Annotated in this window: 24 protein-coding genes and 1 tRNA gene; 15 read left to right on the forward strand and 10 right to left on the reverse strand. The window is 67.0% G+C overall.

What is annotated here, in order from left to right; genetic code table 11:
- Window positions 1–117: 117 nt before the first annotated feature.
- The 4 genes from CRJ03_RS11600 (at window position 118) to CRJ03_RS11615 (ending at window position 3,592) form a co-directional block, all read left to right on the forward strand.
- Complete coding sequence (locus tag CRJ03_RS11600; protein WP_104019020.1) at window positions 118–1,137, forward strand: TRAP transporter substrate-binding protein; 1,020 nt, start codon at window positions 118–120, stop codon at window positions 1,135–1,137.
- A gap of 171 nt (window positions 1,138–1,308) precedes the next feature.
- Entirely contained in the window at window positions 1,309–1,848 is a 540-nt protein-coding gene (locus CRJ03_RS11605; protein ID WP_240611658.1) for a TRAP transporter small permease, read from the forward strand.
- Window positions 1,849–1,851: 3 nt separating this feature from the next.
- A complete protein-coding gene (locus CRJ03_RS11610; RefSeq protein WP_104019022.1) occupies window positions 1,852–3,138 on the forward strand; it encodes a TRAP transporter large permease in 1,287 nt (428 codons plus the stop codon).
- A 16-nt stretch (window positions 3,139–3,154) separates the two neighbouring features.
- Window positions 3,155–3,592, forward strand: a complete 438-nt coding sequence (locus tag CRJ03_RS11615; protein ID WP_104019023.1) for a universal stress protein — start codon at window positions 3,155–3,157, stop codon at window positions 3,590–3,592.
- A 45-nt stretch (window positions 3,593–3,637) separates the two neighbouring features.
- On the opposite strand, the gene CRJ03_RS11620 is transcribed toward CRJ03_RS11615, so the two are convergent.
- Window positions 3,638–3,714, reverse strand: a tRNA-Asp gene (locus tag CRJ03_RS11620).
- Window positions 3,715–3,810: 96 nt separating this feature from the next.
- On the reverse strand, window positions 3,811–5,976 hold the full coding sequence (purL, locus tag CRJ03_RS11625; RefSeq protein WP_104019024.1) for a phosphoribosylformylglycinamidine synthase subunit PurL: 2,166 nt from the start codon (window positions 5,974–5,976) through the stop codon (window positions 3,811–3,813).
- A 191-nt stretch (window positions 5,977–6,167) separates the two neighbouring features.
- Here purL and CRJ03_RS11630 point away from each other — a divergent pair, with 191 nt between their 5' ends.
- Together CRJ03_RS11630 and CRJ03_RS11635 are read left to right on the forward strand one after the other, a co-directional pair.
- A complete protein-coding gene (locus tag CRJ03_RS11630) occupies window positions 6,168–7,199 on the forward strand; it encodes a pyridoxal-phosphate dependent enzyme (RefSeq protein WP_104019189.1) in 1,032 nt (343 codons plus the stop codon).
- The gene (locus CRJ03_RS11635) at window positions 7,196–8,317 is read left to right on the forward strand and encodes a M24 family metallopeptidase (protein WP_104019025.1); all 1,122 of its coding nucleotides are present in this window, start codon (window positions 7,196–7,198) and stop codon (window positions 8,315–8,317) included. Before CRJ03_RS11630 ends, CRJ03_RS11635 begins: the two co-directional genes overlap by 4 nt.
- A gap of 7 nt (window positions 8,318–8,324) precedes the next feature.
- On the opposite strand, the gene CRJ03_RS11640 is transcribed toward CRJ03_RS11635, so the two are convergent.
- From CRJ03_RS11640 to CRJ03_RS11650, 3 genes are read right to left on the reverse strand one after another with little or no spacing between them, the layout of a single operon-like run.
- On the reverse strand, window positions 8,325–8,837 hold the full coding sequence (locus CRJ03_RS11640) for a hypothetical protein (RefSeq protein ID WP_104019026.1): 513 nt from the start codon (window positions 8,835–8,837) through the stop codon (window positions 8,325–8,327).
- A 3-nt stretch (window positions 8,838–8,840) separates the two neighbouring features.
- Window positions 8,841–9,596, reverse strand: a complete 756-nt coding sequence (locus tag CRJ03_RS11645) for a DsbA family protein (protein WP_439126639.1) — start codon at window positions 9,594–9,596, stop codon at window positions 8,841–8,843.
- A 4-nt stretch (window positions 9,597–9,600) separates the two neighbouring features.
- Window positions 9,601–10,929 (reverse strand): M48 family metalloprotease, encoded by a 1,329-nt coding sequence (locus CRJ03_RS11650; protein WP_104019027.1) that lies wholly within the window; start codon window positions 10,927–10,929, stop codon window positions 9,601–9,603.
- A 62-nt stretch (window positions 10,930–10,991) separates the two neighbouring features.
- On the opposite strand from CRJ03_RS11650, the gene CRJ03_RS11655 reads away from it, so the two are divergent.
- The 8 genes from CRJ03_RS11655 to lpxB all read left to right on the forward strand — a co-directional run bounded on the left by CRJ03_RS11655 (window position 10,992) and on the right by lpxB (window position 18,691).
- Window positions 10,992–12,134: a pyridoxal phosphate-dependent aminotransferase gene (locus CRJ03_RS11655; protein ID WP_104019028.1), complete on the forward strand. Its 1,143-nt coding sequence runs from the start codon at window positions 10,992–10,994 to the stop codon at window positions 12,132–12,134.
- Window positions 12,135–12,236: 102 nt separating this feature from the next.
- Window positions 12,237–12,362 (forward strand): hypothetical protein, encoded by a 126-nt coding sequence (locus CRJ03_RS20470; RefSeq protein WP_276308229.1) that lies wholly within the window; start codon window positions 12,237–12,239, stop codon window positions 12,360–12,362.
- A gap of 80 nt (window positions 12,363–12,442) precedes the next feature.
- Window positions 12,443–14,758 (forward strand): outer membrane protein assembly factor BamA, encoded by a 2,316-nt coding sequence (bamA, locus tag CRJ03_RS11660; protein WP_104019029.1) that lies wholly within the window; start codon window positions 12,443–12,445, stop codon window positions 14,756–14,758.
- Window positions 14,759–14,760: 2 nt separating this feature from the next.
- Window positions 14,761–15,327, forward strand: a complete 567-nt coding sequence (locus CRJ03_RS11665) for an OmpH/Skp family outer membrane protein (protein WP_104019030.1) — start codon at window positions 14,761–14,763, stop codon at window positions 15,325–15,327.
- A gap of 72 nt (window positions 15,328–15,399) precedes the next feature.
- Window positions 15,400–15,864, forward strand: a complete 465-nt coding sequence (gene fabZ, locus CRJ03_RS11670; protein WP_104019031.1) for a 3-hydroxyacyl-ACP dehydratase FabZ — start codon at window positions 15,400–15,402, stop codon at window positions 15,862–15,864.
- Window positions 15,865–15,868: 4 nt separating this feature from the next.
- The gene (lpxA, locus tag CRJ03_RS11675) at window positions 15,869–16,663 is read left to right on the forward strand and encodes an acyl-ACP--UDP-N-acetylglucosamine O-acyltransferase (RefSeq protein ID WP_104019032.1); all 795 of its coding nucleotides are present in this window, start codon (window positions 15,869–15,871) and stop codon (window positions 16,661–16,663) included.
- Between the two features lie 4 nt (window positions 16,664–16,667).
- Window positions 16,668–17,552: an LpxI family protein gene (locus tag CRJ03_RS11680; RefSeq protein ID WP_104019033.1), complete on the forward strand. Its 885-nt coding sequence runs from the start codon at window positions 16,668–16,670 to the stop codon at window positions 17,550–17,552.
- Window positions 17,549–18,691: a lipid-A-disaccharide synthase gene (gene lpxB / locus CRJ03_RS11685; RefSeq protein WP_104019034.1), complete on the forward strand. Its 1,143-nt coding sequence runs from the start codon at window positions 17,549–17,551 to the stop codon at window positions 18,689–18,691. The genes CRJ03_RS11680 and lpxB overlap by 4 nt, the downstream gene beginning before the upstream one ends.
- Here the strand turns inward: lpxB and CRJ03_RS11690 are convergent.
- Window positions 18,688–19,173, reverse strand: coding sequence for a DUF2059 domain-containing protein (locus CRJ03_RS11690; RefSeq protein WP_104019035.1), 486 nt, complete (start codon window positions 19,171–19,173; stop codon window positions 18,688–18,690). The two genes, lpxB and CRJ03_RS11690, sit on opposite strands and share 4 nt — an antisense overlap.
- A 160-nt stretch (window positions 19,174–19,333) precedes the next feature.
- Here CRJ03_RS11690 and CRJ03_RS11695 point away from each other — a divergent pair, with 160 nt between their 5' ends.
- Window positions 19,334–20,419, forward strand: a complete 1,086-nt coding sequence (locus CRJ03_RS11695) for an ABC transporter ATP-binding protein (protein WP_240611652.1) — start codon at window positions 19,334–19,336, stop codon at window positions 20,417–20,419.
- A 317-nt stretch (window positions 20,420–20,736) separates the two neighbouring features.
- Here CRJ03_RS11695 and CRJ03_RS11700 read toward each other — a convergent pair whose 3' ends face one another.
- The 4 genes from CRJ03_RS11700 to CRJ03_RS19900 form a co-directional block, all read right to left on the reverse strand.
- Window positions 20,737–22,044 carry an HlyC/CorC family transporter gene (locus CRJ03_RS11700; protein ID WP_104019037.1) on the reverse strand — a complete coding sequence of 436 codons (1,308 nt, stop codon included), beginning with the start codon at window positions 22,042–22,044 and terminating at the stop codon, window positions 20,737–20,739.
- A gap of 75 nt (window positions 22,045–22,119) precedes the next feature.
- A complete protein-coding gene (locus tag CRJ03_RS11705; RefSeq protein WP_104019038.1) occupies window positions 22,120–23,058 on the reverse strand; it encodes a site-specific tyrosine recombinase XerD in 939 nt (312 codons plus the stop codon).
- Window positions 23,055–24,584: a hypothetical protein gene (locus CRJ03_RS11710; protein WP_104019039.1), complete on the reverse strand. Its 1,530-nt coding sequence runs from the start codon at window positions 24,582–24,584 to the stop codon at window positions 23,055–23,057. Before CRJ03_RS11710 ends, CRJ03_RS11705 begins: the two co-directional genes overlap by 4 nt.
- Entirely contained in the window at window positions 24,571–24,720 is a 150-nt protein-coding gene (locus tag CRJ03_RS19900) for a hypothetical protein (protein WP_164989213.1), read from the reverse strand. Before CRJ03_RS19900 ends, CRJ03_RS11710 begins: the two co-directional genes overlap by 14 nt.
- Window positions 24,721–24,840: the final 120 nt, after the last annotated feature.

A 24,840-nucleotide genomic window follows, 5' to 3' on the forward strand; every position in this document is an offset into this window, starting at 1 on the left:
GACTCTCGCTCAATAACCAGTGTATTGTTAATTTTAACAATGGCTTACCGGACTCATTTGACATGTGGATCAGTTCGAGACAGGCTCGAAGGGTAGGTTAACTGCAGGGAGAAAATTATGACACCATTCGTCAAACGCACATTCACGGCGCTCGCCACTACCAGTATTCTGGCCCTCGGCGCGACCGCCGCGACCGCCGATACATGGCGATACGCCTTTGAGGAGGCGCTTGAGGACGTGCAGGGCGTCTTTGCCCAGAAATTCAAGGAAGAGGTCGAGGCCAATTCCGACCACCAGGTGCAACTCTTCCCCTATGGCACGCTCGGTGAATCCGCCGATACGATGGAACAGGCGCAGGCCGGCATCCTGCAGTTCGTCGATCAGAGCCCGGGTTTCACCGGCTCGCTCATCCCCGAGGCGCAGGTCTTTTTCGTCCCCTACCTGCTGCCGCAGGACACCCAGGCGCTCGGTGAATTTTTCCGCACCTCGAAGGCGGTCAACGAAATGTTTCCCGAGCTTTATGCTGAGCAAGGGCTGGAGCTGCTGGCCATGTTCCCAGAGGGCGAGGTCTGTGTGACCACGCAGGAACCGGTGACCGAACCCGCAGACCTAAACGAGGTCAAGGTGCGCGTGATGACCAACCCGCTGCTTGTCGAAAGCTATCAGGCGTTTGGTGCGACACCCACGCCGCTGCCGTGGGGCGAGGTTTACGGCGCGCTCCAGACCGGCATCATTCAGGGGCAGGAAAACCCGATGTTCTGGAACTGGTCCGCCAACATGTATGAGGTGTCCGAGGTCATCACCTGTCTGGGCCACAACAACTTTACCACCGCCGTTATGGCCAATCAGAACTTCTATGACGGCCTCTCGGACGGGGAGCAACAGGTCGTGCAGGATGCGATCGACGTGGCGTTCGATCACATCATCGACTACCAGAAAGGGCTGCACGAAGAGAGCATCAAGAAAATCAAGGACGCCAAGCCCGAGATCGAAATCAACGTGCTCAGCAAAGAGCAGCGTCAGCCGTTCATCGAGGCTGGCAAACAGGTCGAAGACCGCTTCATCGAAATGACCGGTGAGAGCGGCAAGAAGATCCTTGACCAGATGAAGGCCGACCTCGAGGCCGTGACCGAATAACACCGGCACCACATCGGGGGCGGCCCGCATCCCGCCGCCCCCGCACCCATATTTTACAATTGATATTCACGGGGAGGGTCAGCCGTGAACGACAAGCCTGAAACGGACGGCGCGTCACCGCCGGAACGCAATAGCCGAGGTGCGCAGCCGTCAGAGGCATATGTCTCGACGCTGCCCGGGTTCCTCGGCACCATCGACAACCTGATTGCGCGCGTCGAGGCGATCATGCTTGCGGTCGGCGTTCTTCTCATGGCGGCCAATACCGTCGCCAACGTGGTGGGGCGTTTCGTCTTTCAGAACAGCATCTTCTTTTCCGAAGAACTTAACCGCATCCTGATCATCCTGATCACCTTCGCGGGTATCAGTTATGCCGCACGCCAGGGCCGGCACATCCGCATGTCGGCAATCTACGACGCGCTGCCGCCCAAGGCGCGCAAATTCATGATGATCGTGATCGCGCTGGTGACGGCGGTGTTCATGCTGGGGCTTTGTTATTACTCCTTCAATTACATCCTAACGCAGGCGGGGCGCGGCCGTGTCCTGCCTTCGCTGCAAATCCCCGTATGGATCACCCTCGTCTGGGTGCCCGTCGGCTTCTTCATGACCGGGCTGCAATACCTGCTCACGGCCATCAAGAACATCCTGTCCAAGGATATCTACCTCTCGACCGCCGTGCTTGAGGGATATGACGACAACGAGATGGAGGTCTGAGCCATGGCTGTCACGATTTTCTCGATCATGATCGTCCTGCTTCTCCTCGGCTTTCCGATGATGATCCCGCTCATCGTCGGGGCCTTCGTGGGCTTCTACACGCTGTTCGGCGGCTTTGGTCAGCTTGAGACGATGATTCAACAGATCATGGCGGGTATCCGCCCCGCCTCGCTGATCGCGGTACCGATGTTCATCTTTGCCGCCGACATCATGACGCGCGGGCAATCGGCGGGGCGGCTGATCGACCTCGTGATGGCCTTCGTGGGCCACCTCAAGGGGGGGCTCGCGGTCTCGACGGCGGCGGCCTGCACGATGTTCGGCGCGGTCTCGGGCTCGACCCAGGCGACGGTGGTCGCCATCGGCTCGCCGCTGCGGCCCCGGATGCAGAAGGCCGGCTATAACGACAGTTTCATCCTCGCGCTGATCGTCAACTCGTCGGACATCGCGTTCCTGATCCCGCCCTCCATCGGGATGATCATCTACGGCGTCGTATCCAACACCTCGATTGCCGAGCTGTTCATCGCGGGCATCGGGCCGGGGCTGCTGATCCTCGTGCTCTTCTCGTTCTATTCGTGGCTCTACGCGGTGCGCCACAACGTGCCCACCGAGGACAAGACAAGCTGGCCGGACCGCGCCCGTGCCATTCAGCACGCGCTCTGGCCGCTGGGCTTTCCGCTGATCATCATCGGCGGCATCTATGGCGGCATCTTCAGCCCGACAGAGGCGGCGGCAGCCTGCGTGCTCTACGCGCTCATCCTCGAAGTGCTGGTGTTTCGCTCGCTCGACCTCTCGGGCGTCTACGACACGGCGAAATCCACCGGGCTGATCACGGCGGTGGTGTTCATTCTCGTGGGTGTCGGGGCGGCGTTTTCATGGGTGATTTCCTTTGCCCAGATTCCGCAGGAAATCCTCGGGTCCATAGGCATCGACCAGATGGGACAGATCGGCGTGCTCTTTGTCATCTCCATCGCCTTTTTCATCGGCTGCATGTTTGTCGATCCGATCGTGGTGATCCTCGTGATGGTGCCGATTTTTGCGCCGGTGGTGGACTCCGTGGGCCTCGATCCGGTGCTGGTGGGCACGATCATCACGCTTCAGGTCGCCATCGGCTCGGCCACGCCGCCCTTTGGCTGTGACATCTTTACCGCTATCGCGGTATTCAAGCGGCCGTATTGGGAGGTGATCCGCGGCACGCCGCCCTTCATCTTCATCCTGCTCTCGGTCGCCGTGGCGCTGATCTACTTCCCGCAGATCGCGCTTTTCCTGCGCGACCTGGCCTTCGCGAAATAACCCCGAGGAGAACAGCATGTTCAAATCGATTCTCGTGCCCTTCGACGGCTCGCCCAACGCGAAGAAAGCGCTCGACAAGGCAATCGAAATGGCCCGCCTCACCGACGCGGCTTTGACCATCCTGACGGTCTACCGCCACCACTCGATGCTCGAGGCGTCGCTGTCGATGGTGCGGCCCAGTGATCCAGGCAATCTCGACGACATCATGTCGGCCCACGCCACGGAGGTCGCCGAGTATGCCAAGAAACACGCCGTCGAGGCTGGCTTTGGCGAGGTTCGTGCCTTCGTCACATCCGGCCCGACCTCGCGCACCATTGTCAAATTCGCCAAGGAACACGAGAACGACCTGATCGTGATCGGCAGCCGCGGCATGGGCTCGGTCGAGGGTTATCTGCTCGGCAGTGTTTCGCACAAGGTGACAGGGCTGTCTGACATCCCCGTTCTGGTGGTCTGACAGGCATCGGACGGGTGCGGAACATCATCCAAACGGGATAAAGAGTGGCGCGGTTGACGGGGCTCGAACCCGCGACCTCCGGCGTGACAGGCCGGCACTCTAACCAACTGAGCTACAACCGCGTGAGCGGCTGGATAGGCAAGCTGCGCGCCGCCGTCAATCCCGAAATCTCGGGGTGCGCGCATTTCCCGTCACCCGGGCTCAGGGGCGTCCCGGCCCTACCCGAAAACCGTGCCAAAGGTGCCGCGGTAGAGCGCTGAAAGCTCGGTAAGCGGCGCCTCGACCCGGCCCATGCGCACGGTGTCGCCAGTGAACCGGCCCACGCTCGTGAGTGGCACGCTTGCCTTGCCGGCCGCGATCATCAGCCCCTCGGCCTGGTCGAAATTGCAGGCGATCAGGTAGCGGCCCTGGTCCTCGCCGAAGAGCGTGCCCATGTCGTCGGCGTCGAGAAGGACGCCCACGCCTGCCGCCTCGGCCATCTCGAAGGCGGCGAGCGCGAGCCCGCCATCGGAGAGGTCTGTGCAGGCCTTGATGAGGGCGTGGTTGTCGCGGATGAAATCGCCGTGGCGGCGCTCGGCCTCAAGATCGACGGGGGGCGCGTCGCCCTCGGTGCGGTTGAACACTTCCGAGAGGATCGCCGATTGCCCGAGATGGCCATGCGTCTCGCCCAGCACGAGCGCCACATGGCCCTCGCGCGCCTGGCCGAGGATGGCCGTGTCGGGATCGCGGATCAGGCCCACCGCGCCGATGGTGGGGGTGGGCAGGATCGCGGTGCCGTCGGTCTCGTTGTAGAGCGAGACGTTGCCCGACACGATGGGCATGTCGAGTGCTGCGCAGGCGGCACCGATGCCGCGGATGGCGCCGACGAACTGACCCATGATCGCGGGTTTCTCGGGGTTGCCGAAATTGAGGTTGTCGGTGCTGGCGAGCGGCACGGCGCCCAGGGCCGTGAGGTTGCGGTACGCCTCGGCCACTGCCTGTTTGCCGCCCTCTTCGGGGTTGGCGGCGACGTAACGGGGGGTGACGTCGGAGGTGAAGGCGAGCAGCTTTTCTGTGCCGTGGACGCGGATCACGCCCGCGCCGAGGCCGGGCGTGCGCACCGTGTCGGCCATCACCATCGTATCGTATTGCTCGTAGACCCATTGCCGCGCGCAGTAATTGACCGAGCCGATCAGCGCCTTGAGCCCGTCGATGGGATCGAGCGCCGGGACGCTGTCGGGGTCGAGCGGGGCAGGGGGCTCTGCCTCGGTGAAGGGGCGGTCGTATTCCGGCGCCGAGGAGGCGAGCGTCGAGAGCGGCAGATCGGCCTTGATGCTGTTGCCGTGCAGGATGAGAAAGCGATCCTCGGCGATCGTCTCGCCGACGATCGCGAAATCGAGATCCCATTTCTCGAACACGGCGCGGGCCTCTGTCTCTTTCTCGGGTCGCAGCACCATGAGCATGCGCTCCTGGCTCTCGGACAGCATCATCTCGTAGGCGGTCATGGCGTCCTCGCGCTGCGGCACGCGGTCGAGGTCGAGGCGGATGCCGAGACGCCCCTTGTCGCCCATCTCCACCGCCGAGCAGGTGAGGCCTGCCGCCCCCATGTCCTGGATCGAGATCACCGCGCCGGTGGCCATCAGCTCGAGGCAGGCCTCCATCAGGCGCTTTTCGGTGAAGGGGTCGCCCACCTGCACGGTGGGGCGCTTTTCCTCGATGCTTTCGTCGAACTCTGCCGAGGCCATGGTCGCGCCGCCGACGCCGTCGCGGCCGGTCTTGGCCCCGAGATAGACCACCGGCATGCCAACGCCGGAGGCCGCCGAGTAGAAGATCGCGTCCGCGTCGGCCAATCCGGCGGCGAAGGCGTTGACGAGGCAGTTGCCGTCATAGGCGGGATCAAAGCGCACTTCGCCGCCCACCGTGGGCACGCCGAAGCAGTTGCCGTAGCCGCCGATCCCCTCGACCACGCCATGCACGAGCTGGCGGGTTTTCGGGTGGTCGGGGGAGCCGAAGCTCAATGAATTCATCGCCGCAACGGGGCGCGCGCCCATGGTGAAGACGTCGCGCAGGATGCCACCCACGCCGGTCGCAGCACCCTGGTAGGGTTCGATATAGGAGGGGTGGTTGTGGCTCTCCATCTTGAACACCACGGCCTGCCCGTCGCCGATATCCACCACGCCCGCGTTCTCGCCCGGTCCGCAGATTACCTGTGGCCCGGAGGTGGGCAGGGTGCGCAGCCATTTCTTGGAGGATTTGTAGGAACAGTGTTCGTTCCACATGGCCGAGAAGATGCCCATTTCGGTGAAGGAGGGGTCGCGCCCGAGAATTTCGAGGATGCGGTCGTATTCCTCTGACTTGAGGCCGTGGGCGGCGATCAGTTCGGGCGTGATATCGGGCTCTTGCATCGGCGTGGTGTCCCCTCGGCTGGCGCTTTGCGCGCCTGTTTATGCGATCGGCGGGCCGGGGGAAAGGGGCCATGCCGGAGGGTGCGAGCGGTGCGCGGCGGATGGGGTATTTGGCCCAAGAAGAAGACAGGGCGCTTGACCTTGCCCTGCGGATCGCCTTGCCTGTCGGGATGCGGGGCCGGGAGGGCAGGATGGAGATGCTGGAAAATCCGTGGCGGGGGCAGGGCCTGCCGGAGGACGTGCTGGCGGGCGCACCGTGGCCGAGCACGGATGCGGCGGCGGTGCAGGGGTTGCTGGCGCGCTGTCCGGCGGCGGCAGAGACGCCGCTGGTGGCGATGCCGGGATCGGGCCCGGACCTGTGGGTCAAGGACGAGCGCGGGCGCATGGGGCTGGGCAGCTTCAAGGCGCTGGGGGCGGCCTACGTGATCGCCTGCGACGCCGCGGCCACGGGGGCAGGGGATATGGGCCGCGCGCTGGAAGGGCGGTCATACGTCACCGCTAGCGCGGGCAATCACGGGCTGTCTGTGGCCGCGGGTGCGCGCGTCTTTGGCGCGCGGGCGGTGGTCTACCTGGCCGAGACGGTGCCCGAGAGCTTTGCCGCGCGGCTGCGGGGCAAGGGCGCGGAGGTGGTGCGCGCCGGGGTGGATTATGCGGGCAGCATGGCGGCGGCGGAGGCGGCGGCCGCAGCGGGCGACGGCACGCTTTTGTCCGACAGTTCGTGGCCGGGATACATGGCGCTGCCGCACCGGCTGATGGAGGGATACCTCGCGATGGCCGCCGAGATCACCGCGCAATCGCCCGCGCCCTTCGACGTGATCGCGTTGCAGGCCGGGGTCGGCGGGCTGGCGGCGGCGGTGGCTGCGCATGTCCGGGCGGTCTGGGGGGATGGCCCGCGGATCGTGGTGGTGGAGCCGGAAGTCGCGCCCGCGCTGATCGAGAGCATCCGCGCGGGGCGGCCGGTGGAGACGGAGGGCCCGGTCTCGGCCATGGGGCGGCTCGATTGCAAGGCGCCGTCGTTCATCGCGCTGAAGGGGCTGGCGCGGGATGCCGACGCCTTTGTCACCGTGACCGAGGACGAGGCGGCGCGCGTGCTGCCCGCGCTGGCCGAAAGGGGCATGGCGACGACGGAATCGGGGGCGGCGGGGGTGGCCGCGCTGATGGCGATGGGGCTGGGGCCCGAGACGCGGGCGCTGGCCATCATCAGCGAGGAGCCCGAGGCGTGAGCGGTTTTGGAGAGCCCGAGTATCGCGCGCGGCTGGCACGGGCGCAGGCGGACATGGCAGAGGCGGGGCTGGGGGCGCTGCTGCTGACAACCGAGCCGGAATTCCGCTATTTCAGCGGGTTTCTCACCCGGTTCTGGGAGAGCCCGAGCCGGGACTGGTTTCTCGTGATCCCTGCCTCGGGCGATCCGGTGGCGGTGATCCCGGAAATCGGCGCGGCGCTGATGGCGCGCACATGGATCGCCGATATCCGCACCTGGCCATCGCCCGCGGGCGATGGCGTGCCGCTTCTGGCCGATGCCTTGCGAGAGATCGGCGGGCCGGTGGGGGTGCCCTCGGGGCCGGAGAGCCATTTGCGGATGCCTTTGGGCGATTTCGCGCGGCTCAAGGCGGTGAGCAAGCTGGAGTTCACCGATGATCACGGGATCGTGGCGGGGCTGCGGGCGGTGAAGTCGGCGGCGGAGATTGACCGGATCGCGCGCATCTGTGCCATTGCCGGGCGGGCCTTTGACCGGGTGGGCGAGATCGCCGGGCCGGGCGTACCGCTCGACCGGGTGTTTTGCGATTTCCAGCGGCTGTTGCTGGAGGAGGGGGCCGACTGGGTGCCCTACCTCGCCGGGGGTGCGGGACCGGAGGGCTATGCGGACGTGATCTCGCCGGCCGATGCGCGGCCGCTTGCGGCGGGGGACGTGCTGATGCTCGATACGGGCGCGGTGTGCGACGGGTATTTCTGCGATTTCGACCGGAATTTCGCGATCGCTCATGCGCGCCCGGTGCAGCGTGCGGCCCATGCGCGGCTGATCGAGGCCACGCAAGCGGGGCTGGCGGCGGCGCGGCCCGGGGCGCGGGCCAGCGATGTATGGCGCGCGATGGCCGATGTTGTGGGCGTCGAAGACGGGCGGCTTGGTCACGGCCTGGGGATGCAGCTCACCGAGGGGCTGTCGCTGCGGGCTGGCGATGAGACGGTGCTGTTGCCCGACATGGTCATCACGCTGGAGCCGGTCATCGCCACCGCGCCGGGGCGGATCATGGTCCACGAGGAGGTGATCGCGATCACCGACGGGCCCGCCCGCGCGCTGTCGCCGCTAGCGGGGGCGGACCTGCCGGTGATCGGCGGCTGAGGCGCGCCTACTCGGCGAGGTAGCGTTCGAGCACGATGGCGGGCATCGCGCCGCGCAGCATCCTGTCGGGCATAACGTAGGAGGGGGCGGTGTCGAGTCCGAGATCGTGGGCGAGCGTCACCTCGCGGTCCATGTCGAACAGCGTGGCGCGAAAGCCCATCCGCGCGGCGAGCGCCTGCAACTCCGCTTGTGCCGTGGCGCAGTCGGCGCAGTCGGCGCGGGTGAAGAAGGCGATGCGGGTTGGCGCGTCCGCCGGGCCGAGACCGGGCCCGTCGGGATCGAAGAGGCGAGGCGCCGCGCGGGCGAGCAGGTCGAGATCGCGGGCTATCTCGGCCCCGTAGAGATCGAGCGGCGGGCGTGGCGTGGCGGTTAGCCCAGAGAGCAGGTCCGGCGTTGCGATGAGCGCTGCGCGAATCGCCTCGCCCAGCGGGCTGCGCGAGGTCGCGGGCACGTCCTGCGCGCCCGCGGTGGTGGCGGCGGCGACGGTCAATAGCGCCGCCCCGGTCCAGGCGTGTGGCATGGCCTATTGCGCGCGGATTTCGTCGGCGACCTGCTGCATCGCGTCCTGCGGCAGGTAGCCGCGCAGCATCCGGTCATCCATCACGAAGGAGGGCGTACCGCTGACGCGCAGGCGCTGTCCGAGCGCGTGGTTGGCGGCGATCACCTCGGTCACGGCGTCGCTCTGCATCTCGGCGATGATGGCGTTTGCGTCGAGCCCGAGCGCGTCGGCGAGGCGGGTGAACCCGGCCTCATTCATCGCGCCGTTATAGGTCATCAGCGCGTCGTGCACGGATTTGTAGGCGTCGTCGCCAGCCACCTGTTTCGTGGCGATGGCAAAGCGCGACGCGGCAACCGATTCCTCGCCGAGAATCGGGAATTCCTTGAGGATGAAGCGGATGTTGCCATCCTCTTTCACGAGGTTTTTCACGTCCTCGAAAGCCCGGCGGCAATAGCCGCATTTGTAATCCATGAACTCGACCAGTGTGATGTCGCCGTCCGGGTTGCCACCGACCCAGTCATGGGGCGCGTCGAAGAGCGCTTCGGCATTGGCGCGCACGAGTTGAACATCCGCCTCTGCCTGACCGGTGGCCTGACGTTCCTCGAGAACGGCCACCGCCTCCATGATGACTTCGGGGTTCTCGAGCAGGTAGGCGCGGATTTCCTTGCGCAGGAGCGCGCGGTCGGCGTTGCTCAGATTGTCGAGGTCCAGCGCTTGGGCGGGCAGGGACATGCCGAGCGAGAGCAGGGCGGCGGTCACGAGTCGGTAGGGTAGGGTCACTTTGTCACTTTCTCCGTTTCTCGGCGGCGTCCGCGGCCGCAAGGATGTCTTGTGCGCGCCGCCAGCCTGGCGAGCCCCGAGGCAGCAGGCCGCTGGCGCGTTCGGCGTGTATCCTAGCATCTTTGAGACGGCCTGCCATCGCATAACGCTCGGCGGTGAGAACAGAGGCCATGCCGCGATTGCCCATCTGCGCCTCGGCCTGAGCGAGGTCGCGCAGCACGCGGATGTCGCGCCCGTCGCGGGCGCGGGCCTCTTCGAGCCGGCGGGCGGCCTGCTGCACCTGCCCGTCGGCAAGCAGCGCGCGCCCGTAGGCGCCGAGGATGAGCGCGTCGCGTGGCGCGAGGTTCGCGGCGCGGGCATAGGCGGCGACCGCGGGCTTGATCCGGCGGCTTTCCATCAGGATCTGGCCGCGCAACTCGTGCAGGTAGGGATCATCGGGCCGCCGCGCGACGGCTGCGTCGATGGCCGGCAGTGCACGACCGAGATCAGAGCGGCGGTGATACGCCACCGCCTCCCGCATCAGGCGCACATCCTCGAAGCCCGATTCGCCCGCGCGCGTCAGCGTCCATTTCGGCGAGCGCTGGAAGGCCGAGAGCTTGCCCTTGGTGCGGGCAAACCAGTATTCGGCCTTGCGGTCGGGCCTGGCCTCGCCCGATTGCGCCTCGGCCAGCGCGCGCACCCGGCGGAACCGGTCGCGCGATAATGGGTGGGTGCGCGCATAGGCGTCCTGCCGCGTCAGCGACAGCGATTCCTGTCCGCGGAAAAGATCCATCACCTGCACCGCGCCCGAGAGGTTCACGCCGGCGCTGTTCAGATAGCGCATCCCGCTGGTATCGGCGGCGTTTTCCTCGGCGCGGGTATGCGAGAAGAAGCTGCGCATCGCCGCGCCCTGTATCCCCGCCGCCGCACCGGCGGCGAATTCCCCGCTGCCCGCGGCGGCGCCCGCGATGCCCGCGAGGATCGTGCCGAGTGCGGCGGCGTTGCGGGCGTTGCGCAGGTTGACGGGGCGGCGCATCAGGTGGCCGTTGGAGATATGCGCGGCCTCGTGGGCGATCACCGATTGCAGCATAGCCGGGTTGTCCATCCGCAGGATCAGCCCGGAATGCAGGAAGATGGAATTGGCATCGACGACGAAGGCATTGAGGCTGGGAGCGTCGAGCACGAGGATATCCACCCGCTCGGGGCTGAGCCCGGCGGCACGCAGCACCGGTTCGGCCAACATCTTCAGCCCGTGCTCGATATCGGGATCGCGCAACAGCGTGACGGCGCGCGCCGGGGCTGCGAGCGTCATGACCAGCACCAGCAGTGCGGCGATAAATCGGATTGGCTGCATTGACCTTGCCTGCCTTTGTCAGTGAAACGGAGGCGTGCCGCACCCGTTCGAGGAGGAATGTAATGCGCCGTGCCCGCCGATCCAAGGTCGATGCGTTCATCGTGATGGACGTCATGGAGGCCGCGCGCCGTGCCGAAGAGGCGGGGCGGCGGATCATCCACATGGAGGTGGGGCAACCCGGCACCCCGGCCCCCGCAGGCGCGCGCGCGGCGCTGGCCGCGGCGATGGAGGCGGGCGCGCTCGGCTATACAGTGGCGCTGGGGCTGCCGGAGCTGCGCGCCCGCATCGCGCGGCATTACGGCGAATGGTATGGCGTTGATCTCGACCCGGCACGCGTGGTCATCACGCCGGGATCGTCGGGGGCGTTCATCCTCGCCTTCACCGCGCTCTTCGACGCGGGCGACAGGGTGGGAATCGGCGCTCCGGGTTATCCAAGCTATCGCCAGATCCTGCGCGCGCTGGACCTCGTGCCCGTCGATATCGAAACGTCGGCGGAAAACCGCCTGCAACCAGTGCCCGGAGACCTCGCGGGCCGCGATCTGGCAGGGCTGCTGGTGGCGAGCCCGGGCAATCCATCGGGCACGATGCTGGACCGCGACCGGCTGGCGGCGCTGATTGGCGCCACGCAACAGGCCGGGGGGCAATTCATCAGCGACGAAATCTATCATGGCCTGCATTACGAGGCCCGCGCGGTGAGCGCGCTGGAGATCACCGATGACTGTTACGTCATCAATTCCTTCTCCAAGTATTTCTCGATGACCGGCTGGCGCATCGGCTGGATGGTGGTGCCCGAGGATCACGTGCGAACTATCGAACGGCTGGCGCAGAATCTCTTTATCTGCCCGCCACATGCCAGCCAGATCGCGGCGCTGGCGGCGATGGACTGCCACGAGGAGCTGGAGGCCAACCGAGCGATCTATGCCCGCAACCGTGCACTGATGCTGGAGGGGCTGCCCAAGGCGGGCTTTGACCGGATCGCGCCACCCGACGGTGCATTCTACGTCTATGCCGACGTGCGCCACCTGACCGATGACAGCCGCGCGCTGGCCGCCGAGATCCTGGAACGCGCGGGTGTGGCGGTGACACCGGGGCTTGATTTCGACCCCGGCCGCGGGGCGGGAACGCTGCGCTTTTCCTATGCACGCGCCACCGCGGATATCGAGGAGGGGCTGGCGCGGCTTGCGGCCTTCATGGCGGCGCGCTGACACGGTGCGCGCGCCCGATTCTTGCCACGATTCGAGCAAAAATTCGTCATTGCGGGCAGGCAAGCTCGGCAATGTCCGGAATCATGCGCGAAGGAGCGGATCATGCCAAGTCTCAGGGACGCATATCGCGGCGCAAGCGTGCTGGTCGCCGTCAATGCCGATCTGTTGCTGTTTGCCGCGACGCTGGCCGCAGCACTGATGGCGGCGGGATATCTCGGCACGCTGTGACCCGGCCATTCGCATTTTGACAAGCCCTGACAGACCGGGTAGTGACTTCGGTTAATGGGATGTCTGACTGGGTTTGACCGATGAGCGATTGTGACGCGGCACGGCCGCTTGCCGCCTTTTTGAAGCAGGGTCTTTTCCACCTAATTGCGGTGCTGTCGCTCGCCATGGTCGGGCTTGCCTCGCAGGGTCAGGCCCAGGAATACCGCTTTACCGAGGTGGCGATCGAGGGCAATCAGCGGATCGAGGGCGATACGATACTGTCCTATGCCGAGATCGCGCGGGGCGGGACGGTGAGCGCGGGCGAGCTCAACGCTGCCTATCAGCGCATTCTCGATACAGGCCTGTTCGAGACCGTCGAGCTCGATCCGCAGGGCAACCGCCTCGTCATTCGCGTGACCGAGTTCCCGACCATCAACCGCATCGCCTTCGAGGGCAACAGGAAGCTCAAGAACGAGGAACTGTCGGGCTTTATCCAGAGCCGGTCGCGGCAGGTGTTCAGCCCCGCGCAGGCCGAGCGCGACGCCGCCACCATCGCCGAGGCCTATGCCCAGAACGGGCGCATCTCGGCGCGGGTCACGCCCAAGGTGATCCGCCGTAGCGACAACCGGGTGGACGTCGTTTTCGAGATTTTCGAGGGCGGCGCCATCGAGATCAAGCGTATCGGCTTTGCCGGCAACCGGGTCTATTCCGACCGTCGCCTGCGCCGCGTGATCGAGAGCAAGCAGGCGGGGCTTTTGCGTGCGATCATCAGCAAGGATACCTTCGTAGAGGATCGGATAAGCTTTGACCGGCAGGTGCTGACGGACTTCTACAATTCGCGGGGCTATGTCGATTTCCGCGTGACCGGCGTCAATGCCGAGCTGGCGCGCGAACGCGACGGCTATTTCGTTACCTTTAACGTTGAAGAGGGGCAGCAGTTCCGCTTTGGCGAGGTGACGACGGTGAGCGAGTATGACGGCGTGGAGACCGAGCCTTATCACGACACGCTCAAGCTGCGCTCCGGCGTGGTCTATTCACCTAACGTGGTCGAAAATGCCATCGCCCGGATGGAACGGCTGGGCGTCAAGCAGGGTGTGGATTTCCTGCGCGTCGAGCCACGGGTGACGCGCAACGACCGCGAGCTGACGCTCGACGTTGAATTCGTGCTCCAGCGGGGACCGCGCGTGTTCGTCGAGCGTATTGATATCGAGGGCAACACCACCACGCTTGACCGGGTGATCCGGCGCCAGTTCGACACCGCCGAGGGCGATCCGTTCAATCCGCGCGCGATCCGGCAGGCGGCCGAGCGCATCCGTGCGCTGCGTTTCTTCGAGAATGTCGATGTCAACGCGCGCGAGGGATCGCGCCCCGACCAGGTCGTGATCGAGACCGATGTCGAGGAAACCACGACCGGCTCTGTGTCGGTCGGGGCCAGCTTCTCGACCAATTCGGGTCTGGGTTTGCAATTCGGCCTGTCCGAGCGCAATTTCCTCGGGCGGGGGCAGGAACTCAACTTCAACATCCTGGGCACCGGCGACACGCTCAACTACAACATCGGTTTCGTCGAGCCCGCCTTTCTCGGGCGGGACGTGGCGTTCGGGCTCGATTTCGCGTTCCAGGAAACCGACAGCGACAACGCCCTGTTCGATACCGCCATCGGCGTGTTCCGCCCCAGCCTGACCTTTCCCACCGGCGAGAATGGACGTCTGGGCCTGTTCTACAACGGTCGCTACGAGGAGATGTCGGACTACAACGGCACCAGCGGCATTCTCCAGAACGAGATCAATCAGGGCGACCTTTGGACCAGTGCCGTGGGCTATGATTACAGCTTTGACACACGCCGCACCGGTCTCGACCCCAACTCGGGGATCCTGCTGTCCTTTGGGCAGGAGCTGGCTGGGCTCGGCGGGGACAATGAGTATATCAAGACCACCCTGCGGCTGGTCGGACAGACTGCGGTGCTCAACGAGGAAGTGACGCTGCGTGCCATCGTCGAGGGTGGTGCGATCCAGTTCAACAGCGGGCAGAGCAGCCGATTCCTCAACCGCTTCAACGACCAGGTGATCCGTGGGTTCGAGCCCAACGGGATGGGACCGGTCGAGGGCAACGAGCATCTTGGCGGCGACTACTACGCGGCGCTGAAGCTTGAGGCTGAATTCCCCCTCGGTCTGCCGGAGGAATACGGTATCACTGGTGGCGCGTTCTACGATGTCGGCGCAATCTGGGGCGTCGACAACAAGAGCGCGGCGGTTGGCACGCTCAGCGCCACCGGGTTCGAGCCGCGCCACGTCATCGGCCTGTCGGTGTTCTGGAGCTCGCCCTTCGGGCCGCTGCGGATGAACTTCTCCAACGCACTCAAGAAGGAGCCGGGCGATTTCGAGCAGAGCTTCAACCTGACGGTTCGCACCGACTTTTGATCATGCGCGCGGGGCTCTTTCTCGCAACGTTCCTGGCCCTGTTCTGGGGGGGCGCCGACGCACCCGCGCGGGCGCAGCAACTGGGCGTCGTGCAGAGCGACGTGCTTGTGATCGACATCGAGCGGCTGCTGGAGGAGACCGCCTATGGCCAGAAGCTCCAGGCCGGGATCGAGGCCGAGCGTGACGCGCTGATCGCGCGCAACGATCGCGTGGCCGCCGAGCTCGAGGCCGAAGAGCAGAAGCTCACGGAGTTGCGCGCCACCACCCCGCCGGACGAGTTCCGCGAGATGGCCGACGCGTTCGATACCAAGGTGACGCAACTGCGCCGCGAGAGCGAGCGGCTCTCGCGCGAGCTCGAGCGGCAGCGTGATCTCGCGCCGGTGCAGTTCATGCGGGTGGTGCAGCCGGTTCTGGGCGAGATCCTGAACGAGGCGGATGCGGTGGCGCTGCTGGATGTGCGCAGCGTGATCCTGCGCGCCGAGGTGGCTGACGTGACCGATATCGCCGTTTCGCGCATCGACGCCCGCATCGGCGAGGGCCCCGAGCCGTCAGACGCGCCGCAGGAGTAGCCGTGCGCCGCGCTTGCCCCGCGCGGGCGCACTTGCTAGGGACAGCGCGTCGCAACTTTGAGAGGACGTGCCATGAGCGAGCCGCTGAAATCCGCGGATATCCATCTGATCCAGCGGATTATCCCGCATCGCTACCCGTTCCTGCTGGTGGATCGCGTGGTCGATATCGACGGCTTCAACTCGGCGCGCGGTCTCAAGAACGTCTCGATGAACGAGCCGCATTTCCAGGGCCATTTCCCGGGTCACCCGATCATGCCGGGGGTGACCATCATCGAGGCGATGGCGCAGACCGCGGCCGTGATGGTGGGCTGTGCGCTGGGTCTGGAGGACCGCAACATGCTGGTCTATTTCATGGCCATCGAGACGGCCAAGTTCCGCCGCATGGTGGTGCCGGGCGACGTGCTGGAGCTCAAGGTCGAGACGCGGCGGGGCAAGGCGGGCGGCAAGGTCTGGAAATTCGCGGGCGTGGCCTCGGTCGCGGGCGAAGTGGCCGCCGAGGCGGAATTCACCGCCATGATGGACATGCCGAAGGATTGACGCGATGAGCGAGACGATGATCCACCCGGCGGCGGTGGTCGAGCCGGGGGCCGAGATCGGGGAGGGCTGCCAGATCGGGCCGTTCTGTCATGTCGGCCCGCAGGTGCGGCTCGCTCCCGGTGTCACGCTCAAGTCCCACGTGGTGGTGACCGGCGCGTCCGAGATCGGCGAGGGCACGCTGATCTTTCCCTTCGCCTGCATCGGCGAGATTCCGCAGGATCTGAAATACCGTGGCGAGGAGACGCGGCTGGTGATCGGCGCGCGCAACCGCATCCGCGAGCACGTCACCATGAACACCGGCACCGAGGGCGGCGGCGGCGTCACGCGCGTGGGCGACGACGGCCTGTTCATGGCGGGCTGTCACGTGGCCCATGACGTGCAGATCGGAGACCGGGTGATCGTGGTCAACAATGCGGCCCTCGCGGGGCATTGCGTGCTGGAGGACGATGTCATCATCGGCGGGCTGTCGGGGGTCCATCAATTCGTGCGTATCGGCCGTGGTGCGATCATCGGGGCGGTGACGATGGTGACCAACGACGTGATCCCCTATGGCCTGGTGCAGGGGCCGCGCGGCTATCTCGACGGGCTCAACCTCGTGGGGCTCAAGCGGCGCGGCGTGCCGCGCGCCGACATCACCGCGCTGCGCGCCGCGTTCCAGATGCTGGCACAGGGCGAAGGCGCGTTCCAGGATCGCGCGCGCAGGCTGGGCGAGGAAACGACGAGCGATTACGTGCGCCGGATCGTCGATTTCGTGACCGCGCATTCCGACCGCTCCTACCTCACTCCCGGGCAGGGCTAGGCCGGTGGGTCTTGCGCTCATCGCCGGGCAGGGCGGCGTGCCGCCGCACCTGGTGCGGGTGCTGCTGGCGCGGGGCGAGGTGCCTGTGCTGTGCGAGGTGGAGCAGTTTCCCTCGCAGGTCACCGGCGATATGCCCCGGCTGGGCTTTCGGCTCGAGACATTCGGCAGCTTGCTGGCGGAACTGCGCGCGCGCGGGGTGACGCGGCTGTGCATGGCGGGCGCCATGCGGCGGCCCGAGGTGGACCCGAGCCGCATCGACGCGGCTACCGCGCCGCTGGTGCCACGCCTCACGGCAGCGATGGCCAAGGGCGACGACGGCACCCTGCGCGAGATCGTGGCGATCATCGAGGAGGCGGGGATCGCCGTGGTGGGCGCGGCGGATATCGCGCCGGACCTGTTGCCGGAGTTGGGGCTGCTGACCGGCACGTTGCCCGAGGGCGTGGCGATTGCGTTGCCCGCCGCCGAGGCCGCGCTGGCCGAGATGGGGCGCAGCGATACCGGGCAGGCGGTGGTCGTGCGCGGCGGCACGGTCGTCGCACGCGAGGACGCGCGCGGCACAGACGCCATGCTGGCCGATCTCGCACTGGGGGCGTTTAACCCGCTAGACCTCGCGCTCGATGCAGCCGTCGACTGGCGGCGCGCGGCGGATGCGCAGGCCACGCCCGCGTTTCTATACAAGGCGCCAAAGCCCCGTCAGGAGATGCGCGTGGATATGCCGGTGATCGGCCCCGATACCGCCGCGCGCGCGGCGCAGGCAGGGCTTGCCGGTATCGTGATTGCAGCGGGCGGTGTAATGGTGCTCGACCGTGCGCGGGTGATCGAGGTGCTGGCGGGCGCGGGCCTGTTCCTGTGGGTGCGCGACGGCGGGTCGTCCGGGGGGCAGGGGTGAAGGTGTTTCTCGTCGCGGGTGAGGCGTCCGGCGATCGGCTGGGCGGCGCACTGATGTCCGGTCTCAAGATGCTCGCCACGCCGCGATTCTTCGGCGTGGGCGGGTCGATGATGCAGGCGCAGGGGCTCGACAGCCTGTTCGCGATGGACGATCTGAGCGTGATGGGGCTGGCGGAGGTGCTGCCGCGCTACCTGCACCTGCGCCGCCGTCTCGCGCAGACCGTCGCCGCCGTTCTGGAGACCGCGCCGGACGTCCTGGTGACCATCGACAGCCCGGATTTCGGTCTGCGCGTGGCGCGGCAGGTGCGCGCCGCGAATCCGGCCATCCGTACCGTGCACTACGTCGCACCCTCGGTCTGGGCCTGGCGGGCGGGGCGCGCGGCAAGGATGGCGCAGTATGTCGATCAGGTGCTGGCGCTTCTGCCGTTCGAGCCGCCGCTGATGGAGGCCGCGGGCATGGCCTGCGATTTCGTGGGCCACCCGGTGGTGGCCGAGCCGCATCCCGACGCGGCGGAGGTGGCAGCGTTCCGCGCGCGCCACGGGATCGGCGACGCGCCGCTCCTGCTGGTGCTGCCGGGCTCGCGGCGGGGTGAGGTGACGCGGCTCGCCCCGATTTTCGGCGCGGCGATCAGGCGGGTGCTGGACGCGCGGCCAGAGGCGCGACTGGTGCTGCCCACCACCGCGGCGATGGTGCCGCTGGTGCGCGAGGCGGTGGCCGGCTGGCCCGCGCAGCCCCTGATCCTGTCGCCCGATGACCCCGACCATGCCGCCGAGAAGGCCCGCGCCTTTCACGCCGCTGACCTGGCGCTCGCGGCCTCGGGCACCGTGTCGCTGGAGCTTGCGCATGCGCGCACGCCGATGGTGATCGCCTACGACATGGCGCCGCTGAGCCGCGCGATCCTGTCACGGCTCATCCGGGTGGATACGCTCACCCTCGTCAACCTCGTGAGCGAGACCCGCGCGGTGCCGGAATTCATCGGCCGGGCCTGCCGCCCCGAGGCGATCGCACCGGCGCTCCTCGAAGTGATGGCACGGCCTGGTGCGCAAGAAGCGGCGATGGAGGCCACGATGCAGCGCCTCGGCGAGGGGGGCGAGGCCCCGGGACTGCGCGCGGCGCGGGCCGTGTTGGCGGGGTGCTAGTCGGCCTCTGGTGCGCGGGTGGTGATCTCCTCGATCCTGGGCATCATTCGCGGCATGGCGTCCTGCAACACCGCGGAGATCATCGGCTGTTGCGCCTGTGCCAGCCGCGGCATCTTGCGCATTACCGCGCCGCCGTGCTCGGAGGTGTAGAAATCGCGCAGTGCCGTCAATTCTTCAAGCGTCAGTAAATCGGCGAGGATCTCGTCCTGGCGGCGCATGACTTCGGTGAGGGGCGCGGTCAACTCCTCGGAAAAGAGCGCCTCGATATCGGCCACCTGCGCGGGCGAGAGCGCCTGTCGGGTGGCGGCCATCTGCTGCACCATCGGCTGCCAGATCTGGCGGATGAACTCCTGGATGTTCATGTCGGCCATGCTGGCCTCGACATAGTCGCGCGCGACGGCGAGCCGTGCCTCGCGGTCGGTTTCGGCATGGGCGGGAAGCGCAAGGCAGAGCGCCAGAGCGGCACCTGTGACAAATCGCATGAGTCAAACTCCGGTATGAAAAATCCGAGGGCACACAAGCACTTCGATTCCATGCTGTCAACGGCGCCGGGGCGGCGGTGCTTGCATGGGCGGGGTGGGGTTGCTATTGGCTGCGGTCAAAGGCCGATCAAATCGGTCGGATAGATGGCGAGAGACACCGGTGCAAAGCCCCACCCCCCGGCTGGAAATCAGGAACGTCACGCGCCGCTATGACGGGCGGCTGGTGGTAGACGACGTATCGCTGCAGGTCTTGCCGGGGCAGGTGATGTGCCTGCTGGGACCGTCGGGCTGCGGCAAGTCGACGACGCTGCGGATGATCGCGGGCGTCGAGATGCAGGACGCGGGCGAGATCCATGTCGATGGCAAGCTGGTGTGCGACACGGTCTTTCGCGTGCCGCCCGAGCGGCGGCGGATCGGCCTCATGTTCCAGGATTTCGCACTGTTTCCGCATCTGAGCGTGGCCGATAACGTGGGATTTGGCCTCGACGGGCCGAGACGGGCGCGGCGCGCACGGGTGATCGAACTGCTTGAGCGGGTGCATCTGGCGCATCATATCGACGCCTTCCCCCACGAGCTTTCGGGGGGCGAGCAGCAGCGCGTGGCGCTGGCGCGTGCGCTGGCGCCGCGCCCGCGGATCATGCTGATGGACGAGCCGTTCTCGGGGCTCGACAACCGCTTGCGCGATGGTATCCGTGACGAGACGCTCGACATCCTGCGCGAGGAGGATACCGCCGTCCTGCTGGTCACGCACGAGCCGGAAGAGGCGATGCGCATGGCAGATCAGATCGCGCTGATGCGCGACGGGCGGATCGTGCAGCAGGGCGCGCCCTACAACGTCTACAACGCGCCGTTGGATCGCAGCGCGATGGCGTTCTTCTCGGAAATCAACGTGATCCGGGGCACCGTGCGCGGCGCGCTGACCGAGACCCCCTTTGGCCAGTTCCTCGCCCCTGGCGTGCCCGACGGGCAAGTGGTCGAGATCGTGATCCGTCCGCAGCACATCAAGATCGATTTCGACCGCAACGGGCGCGGCCCCAACCCCACGCCGCTCGATGGCACGCCTGCGCGCGGGGTGGTGACACGGGCGCGGTTCATGGGCTCGGAAAGCCTGGTGGAGTTTCGCATGGACCACGACGGCTCGCTCATCAAGGCGAGCGTGCCCAACGTGTTCCTGCCCAAGCCGGGCAAGCCGCTGTGGCTGATGATCCGCCGCGACCGGTGTTTCGTGTTCCCGGCGGCGGGGTGAGGCGCGCGGACGGGAAGAAAGTCGTTGGATGGCCTGGAGCCGTCATTCCCCTCCTGCCCCCGCGCGGAACAAGGCGTGCTTGCACGCCGCCGCGCGAGCGCCCGACCGCCCCGTCGCACCGGAGGTGCGCCGATATCGGCGGCACGCCTCTGGCGTGACGGGCGGGCGCTACTGCAACGCTGCAAGTAGCGGAAATATAATAAGTATATTGCACCATAAATCGCACAGCATTGGCCGAACTGCGCCCTCCCGGCGGTCGGGCGCTCGCGCGGCTCATCGCCAAATGCCCAACGACCGCTCCACGCCAAAAGCCCCCCTCACAGCTTGCGGATCTTCAGCCGCGTGATGCGGTTGTCCTTGCGTGCCATGACCTGGAAGCGGAAGCCGTGGAAGCTGAACACCTGGTCCACCGTGGGGATGCTCTGCGCCTCGTGGATCACCAGCCCCGCGACGGTGTTGGCGGCGTCGTCGGGCAAGGTCCAGTCGGTGGCGCGGTTGAGGTCGCGGATGGTCATGGCCCCGTCCACGATATAGTCGCCATCGGAGGCGCGGCGCAGCGGGTGATCGGCCTCGGCGTCGAATTCGTCGACGATCTCGCCGACGATCTCCTCGAGAATGTCTTCAAGCGTGATCAGCCCCTGGAGCGCGCCGTACTCGTCCACCACCAACGCGAAATGGCTCCGCATCCGCAGGAACTGGCGCATCTGCTCGTCGAGCGTGGTCGTCTCGGGTATGAAATAGGGCTCGCGCGCAATGGTACGCACGTCGAACTCGTCGAGCTCGCCGGTGCTGTTATCGCCCTCCACGGCGAGTTTGTGGATGGCGCGCAGCAGGTCCTTTGCGTGGACGATGCCGACGATATTGTCGGGATCGCCCTCGTAGAGTGGCAGGCGCGTGTGGTTGCTGGCAAGGCATTGCGACAGGATATCCTGCGGGGGTGCCTCTACGTCGAGCATCTGGATGCGCGAGCGGTGGATCATCACCTCCTCGACCGCGCGATCGCTGAGATCGAGTGCGCCCAGGATGCGGTCGCGATCCTCCTTTTCGACCACGCCCTCGGACTGCCCCAGCCAGAGCGCACCGGCGATCTCCTCGCGCACGGCGAGGATGTGGCTGTCGGGGTCGGTCTGCACACCGACGCAGCGCAGGATCAGCCGCACCAGCCAGCGCACGGCGGACACGACCGGGTCGAAGACGCGGATCACCCAGACGATCACCGGCGCGGTACGCGCCGCCGCCAACTCGGCATTGGTGATGGCATAGGTCTTGGGCAGCACCTCGGCGAAGATCAGCACAAGAAGCGTCATCACCAGCGTCGCCAGCGCTACGCCGCTCTCGCCGAAGAGCCGTGTGAATAGGGCGGTGGCCAGCGAGGCTGCGAGAATGTTGACGAGGTTGTTGCCGAGAAGAACCGAGCCGATCAGGCGCTCGTTGTCCTCGGTGATCCCGAGTGCGGTCTCCGCCCCGCGCGAGCCCTTTTCCGCCTGTGCGCGCAGCTTGCCGCGCGAGGCTGCCGTGAGCGCGGTCTCGCTGCCCGAGAAAAAACCCGAGAGCACCAGCAGCCCGAGAATCGCCACGACGGTGATCCAGAAGGTCGGGTCGAGATAGGCGGCGAGCGAGTCCATTGGTCAGCGTCCTTGAGATGATATGGCGGGGTTATGCGGTCTCGGGGCGGCTCAATCAAGGCGGCAGGCACGCGCTCAGCCCTCGGGGTCGGTCTTGCGGCGGGTGGTGCCGAGCGGGTGATGCGCCTCCACCAGCGCGCGCAGCCGCGCGTCGAGCACGTGGGTGTAAATCTCGGTGGTGGCGAGATCGGCATGGCCCAGAAGCGTCTGGATTACCCGCAGATCGGCCCCGTTCGCCAGCAGATGCGTGGCAAAGGCATGGCGCAGCCGGTGCGGCGTGACCGCGTCGGGGTCGATGCCCGCGTGGGTGGCGATCTGCTTGATGAGGCCATAGAACCGATGCCGCGTCAGGTGCCCGGCGCGACCCGACGACGGAAACAGCCAGGGCGAAGCCGCGCGCCGCTTGTCGCGGGCGCGCACCACGAGCCACGCGGCGAGCGCCGCGCGCGCCGGCGGCGACAACGGCACCAGCCGCTCCTTGCCGCCCTTGCCGCGCACCAGCAGCATCTCTGGGTTGCCCTGCGCGGCGGCCAGCGGCAGGCCCACGAGCTCGCTCACCCGCATCCCCGTGGCGTAGAGCAGCGCCAGGAGAGCCCCGTTGCGCACCTGCTCGACCTCGACGCGCCCGACCTGCGGCGCGGCGTCGAGCAGGCGCTCGACCTGCCCCTCGGTAAGCGTGCGTGGCAATGCCCGGCTGCGCCCCGGACCCTGAAGGCGGATCGCGGGATTGTCGCTGCGCCAGCCCTCATCCACGGCGAACCGGTAGAATTGCCGGATCGACGACAGGCGCCGCGCGCGGGTGGCCTGCGCCAGCCCCTCTGCATCGCAGGCCACGAGATAGGCCTCGACATCCGCCTGCGTGGCCGTCAGCAATCCGCGCCCGCCCCGCGTGATGAGCCAACCTGCGTAGGCGCGCAGGTCGCGGCCATAAGCCATCAGCGTATTGCGCGCGGCCCCCAGTTCGGCGGCCTGCGCCTCGAGAAAGGTGTCGATGCGGTTCTCGGCCAGATTCATTGGTCCGGCCCGAGCAGCACGATCTGCAAGGCCGCGCGCCGCGCGGTGTCCTCCAGCCCGGCGGCGCGCAGGGTGGCGAGCGCGGCCTCCACCGACGAGGGCGCGACCCTCTCGGCACCGTGGTCGAGCAGCGCGGCGGCGGCGAGGATCGCCTCGCCCAGCCGACCCTCGGCGATCATCTGCTGATGCTCGGGGGCGGCAGTGGTGGCGGCAAATCCTGCGGCGATCGCCGATTGCATCCGGGTGGCGGCATCCGCGTTTCCCGGGGTGCCCGCGGCGATCCCGGCGAGGAACCTGTCGCGCACGGAGGGTGACGCGATCTCTCGCGCGCGCTCGTAGAGCGGCGACAGAAGGACCATCTCGGCAACGCGCGCAGCGAGCGAGTCGGGCAGGGGAGCGGCGTCGAGCAGGCGCTCGGCGAAAATCTCGGACATTACCGTTTCCAGCCCAAGCGCACGCGCGCCCTCCCACACGGCGGGCAGCGCCTTGGCCAGCGCTTCAGCCCCGCCACCGGGCGCGAGCGCACTGTCGAGCGCCTGTACCGCGGCGACGCGGTCCCACACACCGCCCGAGGCGGCGGGCTTGCGCGCCGTGTAGAGCCCGAAGAGCCGTGTAGCAGCGAGCGCCCCGGTCTGCGCAAGCCGCTCGGCGGCGACGATCTCGGCCTTCCAGCCCGCCGTACCGCGCAGGTCCGCCATCGCGTAGGCGCGCGGCAGGCCATGTGTGCCGCGCGGTGCGCCTATGGATTCGTAGAGGCGAAAGCGAAGTGGTGTCATCTCGGTGGGGGGCTCGGGCGGGGCGATCTCGTCGATGAGTTCGGGCTCGAGATGGAGCGCGAGGAGCGTCACGTCCGGCTCGGTGATCGCGCCGCTTGCCTCGGCCCCGTGCAGGATCAGTGCTGCCGTCTGCCAGTCGCCCGCGCGGGCGAGGCAATAGATGCGCGACCGTGGATCATCGCTCAGGTGTGGCGTGGCGGCGAGCGCTGCGCAGGCCCGGTCCTCGCGACCGTCGAGCAGCGCGAGGTCGAGCCAGGTGTCGAACAGTGCCGGCCGCGACCCGCCTGCGCGCTCGACCAGTGCCAGCGCGGGCTCGACAGCGCCAAACCGGCGCAGCGCCGCAAGGCGCGCGCGCAGGAACGACGCGGCCCCGGTACTGTCGGGGGGGGCGTCGGCCTCGGCCAGCAGCAGCGTGTAGTAGAGCGCCCGCATCGCGGGGAGCGGGCGCTCGGGCAGCCGCTCGAGATAGCGGGTGAGGATGGCGGTGTTGCTTGCCTCCCAGAGCGTGCGCGGCAGGCCGGTCGTGGTGCTCGGCAAAAGCCCAACCGAATCCGCGCGTTGCGCGCCGAGTGGCGTCACCGTGACGTCGGGCCGCGCGATGCGGTCGGCGGTGTCCGGTGCGTCGGGGCCGGGGGGCGTGACGGCGGCGGTGCCCATCTCGTCGAGCCAGTCGATGGCCGAGAGTGGGGCCTGTGCCGCGGCGGTGCCGGACCAAAGAAGGGCGGCGAGAAAGGCGCTACTCGATCTCAAGAATGATATCCTGCCGCGTCTCGGTTTGGGTCGGGGTGAAATCGGCACCGAAGAACGGGCCGAGATAGGCATAGGCCACGAGCCCAATGAACCCCAGAATTGCAAGGTAGAACAACCATTTGATAAGGCGAAGCATGAGGCGGTCCATGTGCTCTGAGGGTGATTTTTCCCACTTATAGCTGGCATTTCCGGCAAGATCACGCCATTGAGTGCAAAATATCCCCAAGAGGCAAGGGAGCGCCGGGCGTGGCGGCTG

It is taken from the genome of Roseovarius nitratireducens, from assembly GCF_002925845.1.
GTDB classification, from domain to species: domain Bacteria; phylum Pseudomonadota; class Alphaproteobacteria; order Rhodobacterales; family Rhodobacteraceae; genus Roseovarius; species Roseovarius nitratireducens.

Coding starts and splice junctions, on each gene's coding strand:
- CRJ03_RS11600 (WP_104019020.1), top strand. CDS start 118: ATGACACCATTCGTCAAACGCACATTCACGGCGCTCGCCACTACCAGT.
- CRJ03_RS11610 (WP_104019022.1), top strand. CDS start 1,852: ATGGCTGTCACGATTTTCTCGATCATGATCGTCCTGCTTCTCCTCGGC.
- CRJ03_RS11615 (WP_104019023.1), top strand. CDS start 3,155: ATGTTCAAATCGATTCTCGTGCCCTTCGACGGCTCGCCCAACGCGAAG.
- purL (WP_104019024.1), bottom strand. CDS start 5,976: ATGCAAGAGCCCGATATCACGCCCGAACTGATCGCCGCCCACGGCCTC.
- CRJ03_RS11630 (WP_104019189.1), top strand. CDS start 6,168: ATGGAGATGCTGGAAAATCCGTGGCGGGGGCAGGGCCTGCCGGAGGAC.
- CRJ03_RS11640 (WP_104019026.1), bottom strand. CDS start 8,837: ATGCCACACGCCTGGACCGGGGCGGCGCTATTGACCGTCGCCGCCGCC.
- CRJ03_RS11650 (WP_104019027.1), bottom strand. CDS start 10,929: ATGCAGCCAATCCGATTTATCGCCGCACTGCTGGTGCTGGTCATGACG.
- CRJ03_RS11655 (WP_104019028.1), top strand. CDS start 10,992: ATGCGCCGTGCCCGCCGATCCAAGGTCGATGCGTTCATCGTGATGGAC.
- CRJ03_RS20470 (WP_276308229.1), top strand. CDS start 12,237: ATGCCAAGTCTCAGGGACGCATATCGCGGCGCAAGCGTGCTGGTCGCC.
- bamA (WP_104019029.1), top strand. CDS start 12,443: ATGAGCGATTGTGACGCGGCACGGCCGCTTGCCGCCTTTTTGAAGCAG.
- CRJ03_RS11665 (WP_104019030.1), top strand. CDS start 14,761: ATGCGCGCGGGGCTCTTTCTCGCAACGTTCCTGGCCCTGTTCTGGGGG.
- fabZ (WP_104019031.1), top strand. CDS start 15,400: ATGAGCGAGCCGCTGAAATCCGCGGATATCCATCTGATCCAGCGGATT.
- lpxA (WP_104019032.1), top strand. CDS start 15,869: ATGAGCGAGACGATGATCCACCCGGCGGCGGTGGTCGAGCCGGGGGCC.
- CRJ03_RS11690 (WP_104019035.1), bottom strand. CDS start 19,173: ATGCGATTTGTCACAGGTGCCGCTCTGGCGCTCTGCCTTGCGCTTCCC.
- CRJ03_RS11700 (WP_104019037.1), bottom strand. CDS start 22,044: ATGGACTCGCTCGCCGCCTATCTCGACCCGACCTTCTGGATCACCGTC.
- CRJ03_RS11705 (WP_104019038.1), bottom strand. CDS start 23,058: ATGAATCTGGCCGAGAACCGCATCGACACCTTTCTCGAGGCGCAGGCC.
- CRJ03_RS19900 (WP_164989213.1), bottom strand. CDS start 24,720: ATGCTTCGCCTTATCAAATGGTTGTTCTACCTTGCAATTCTGGGGTTC.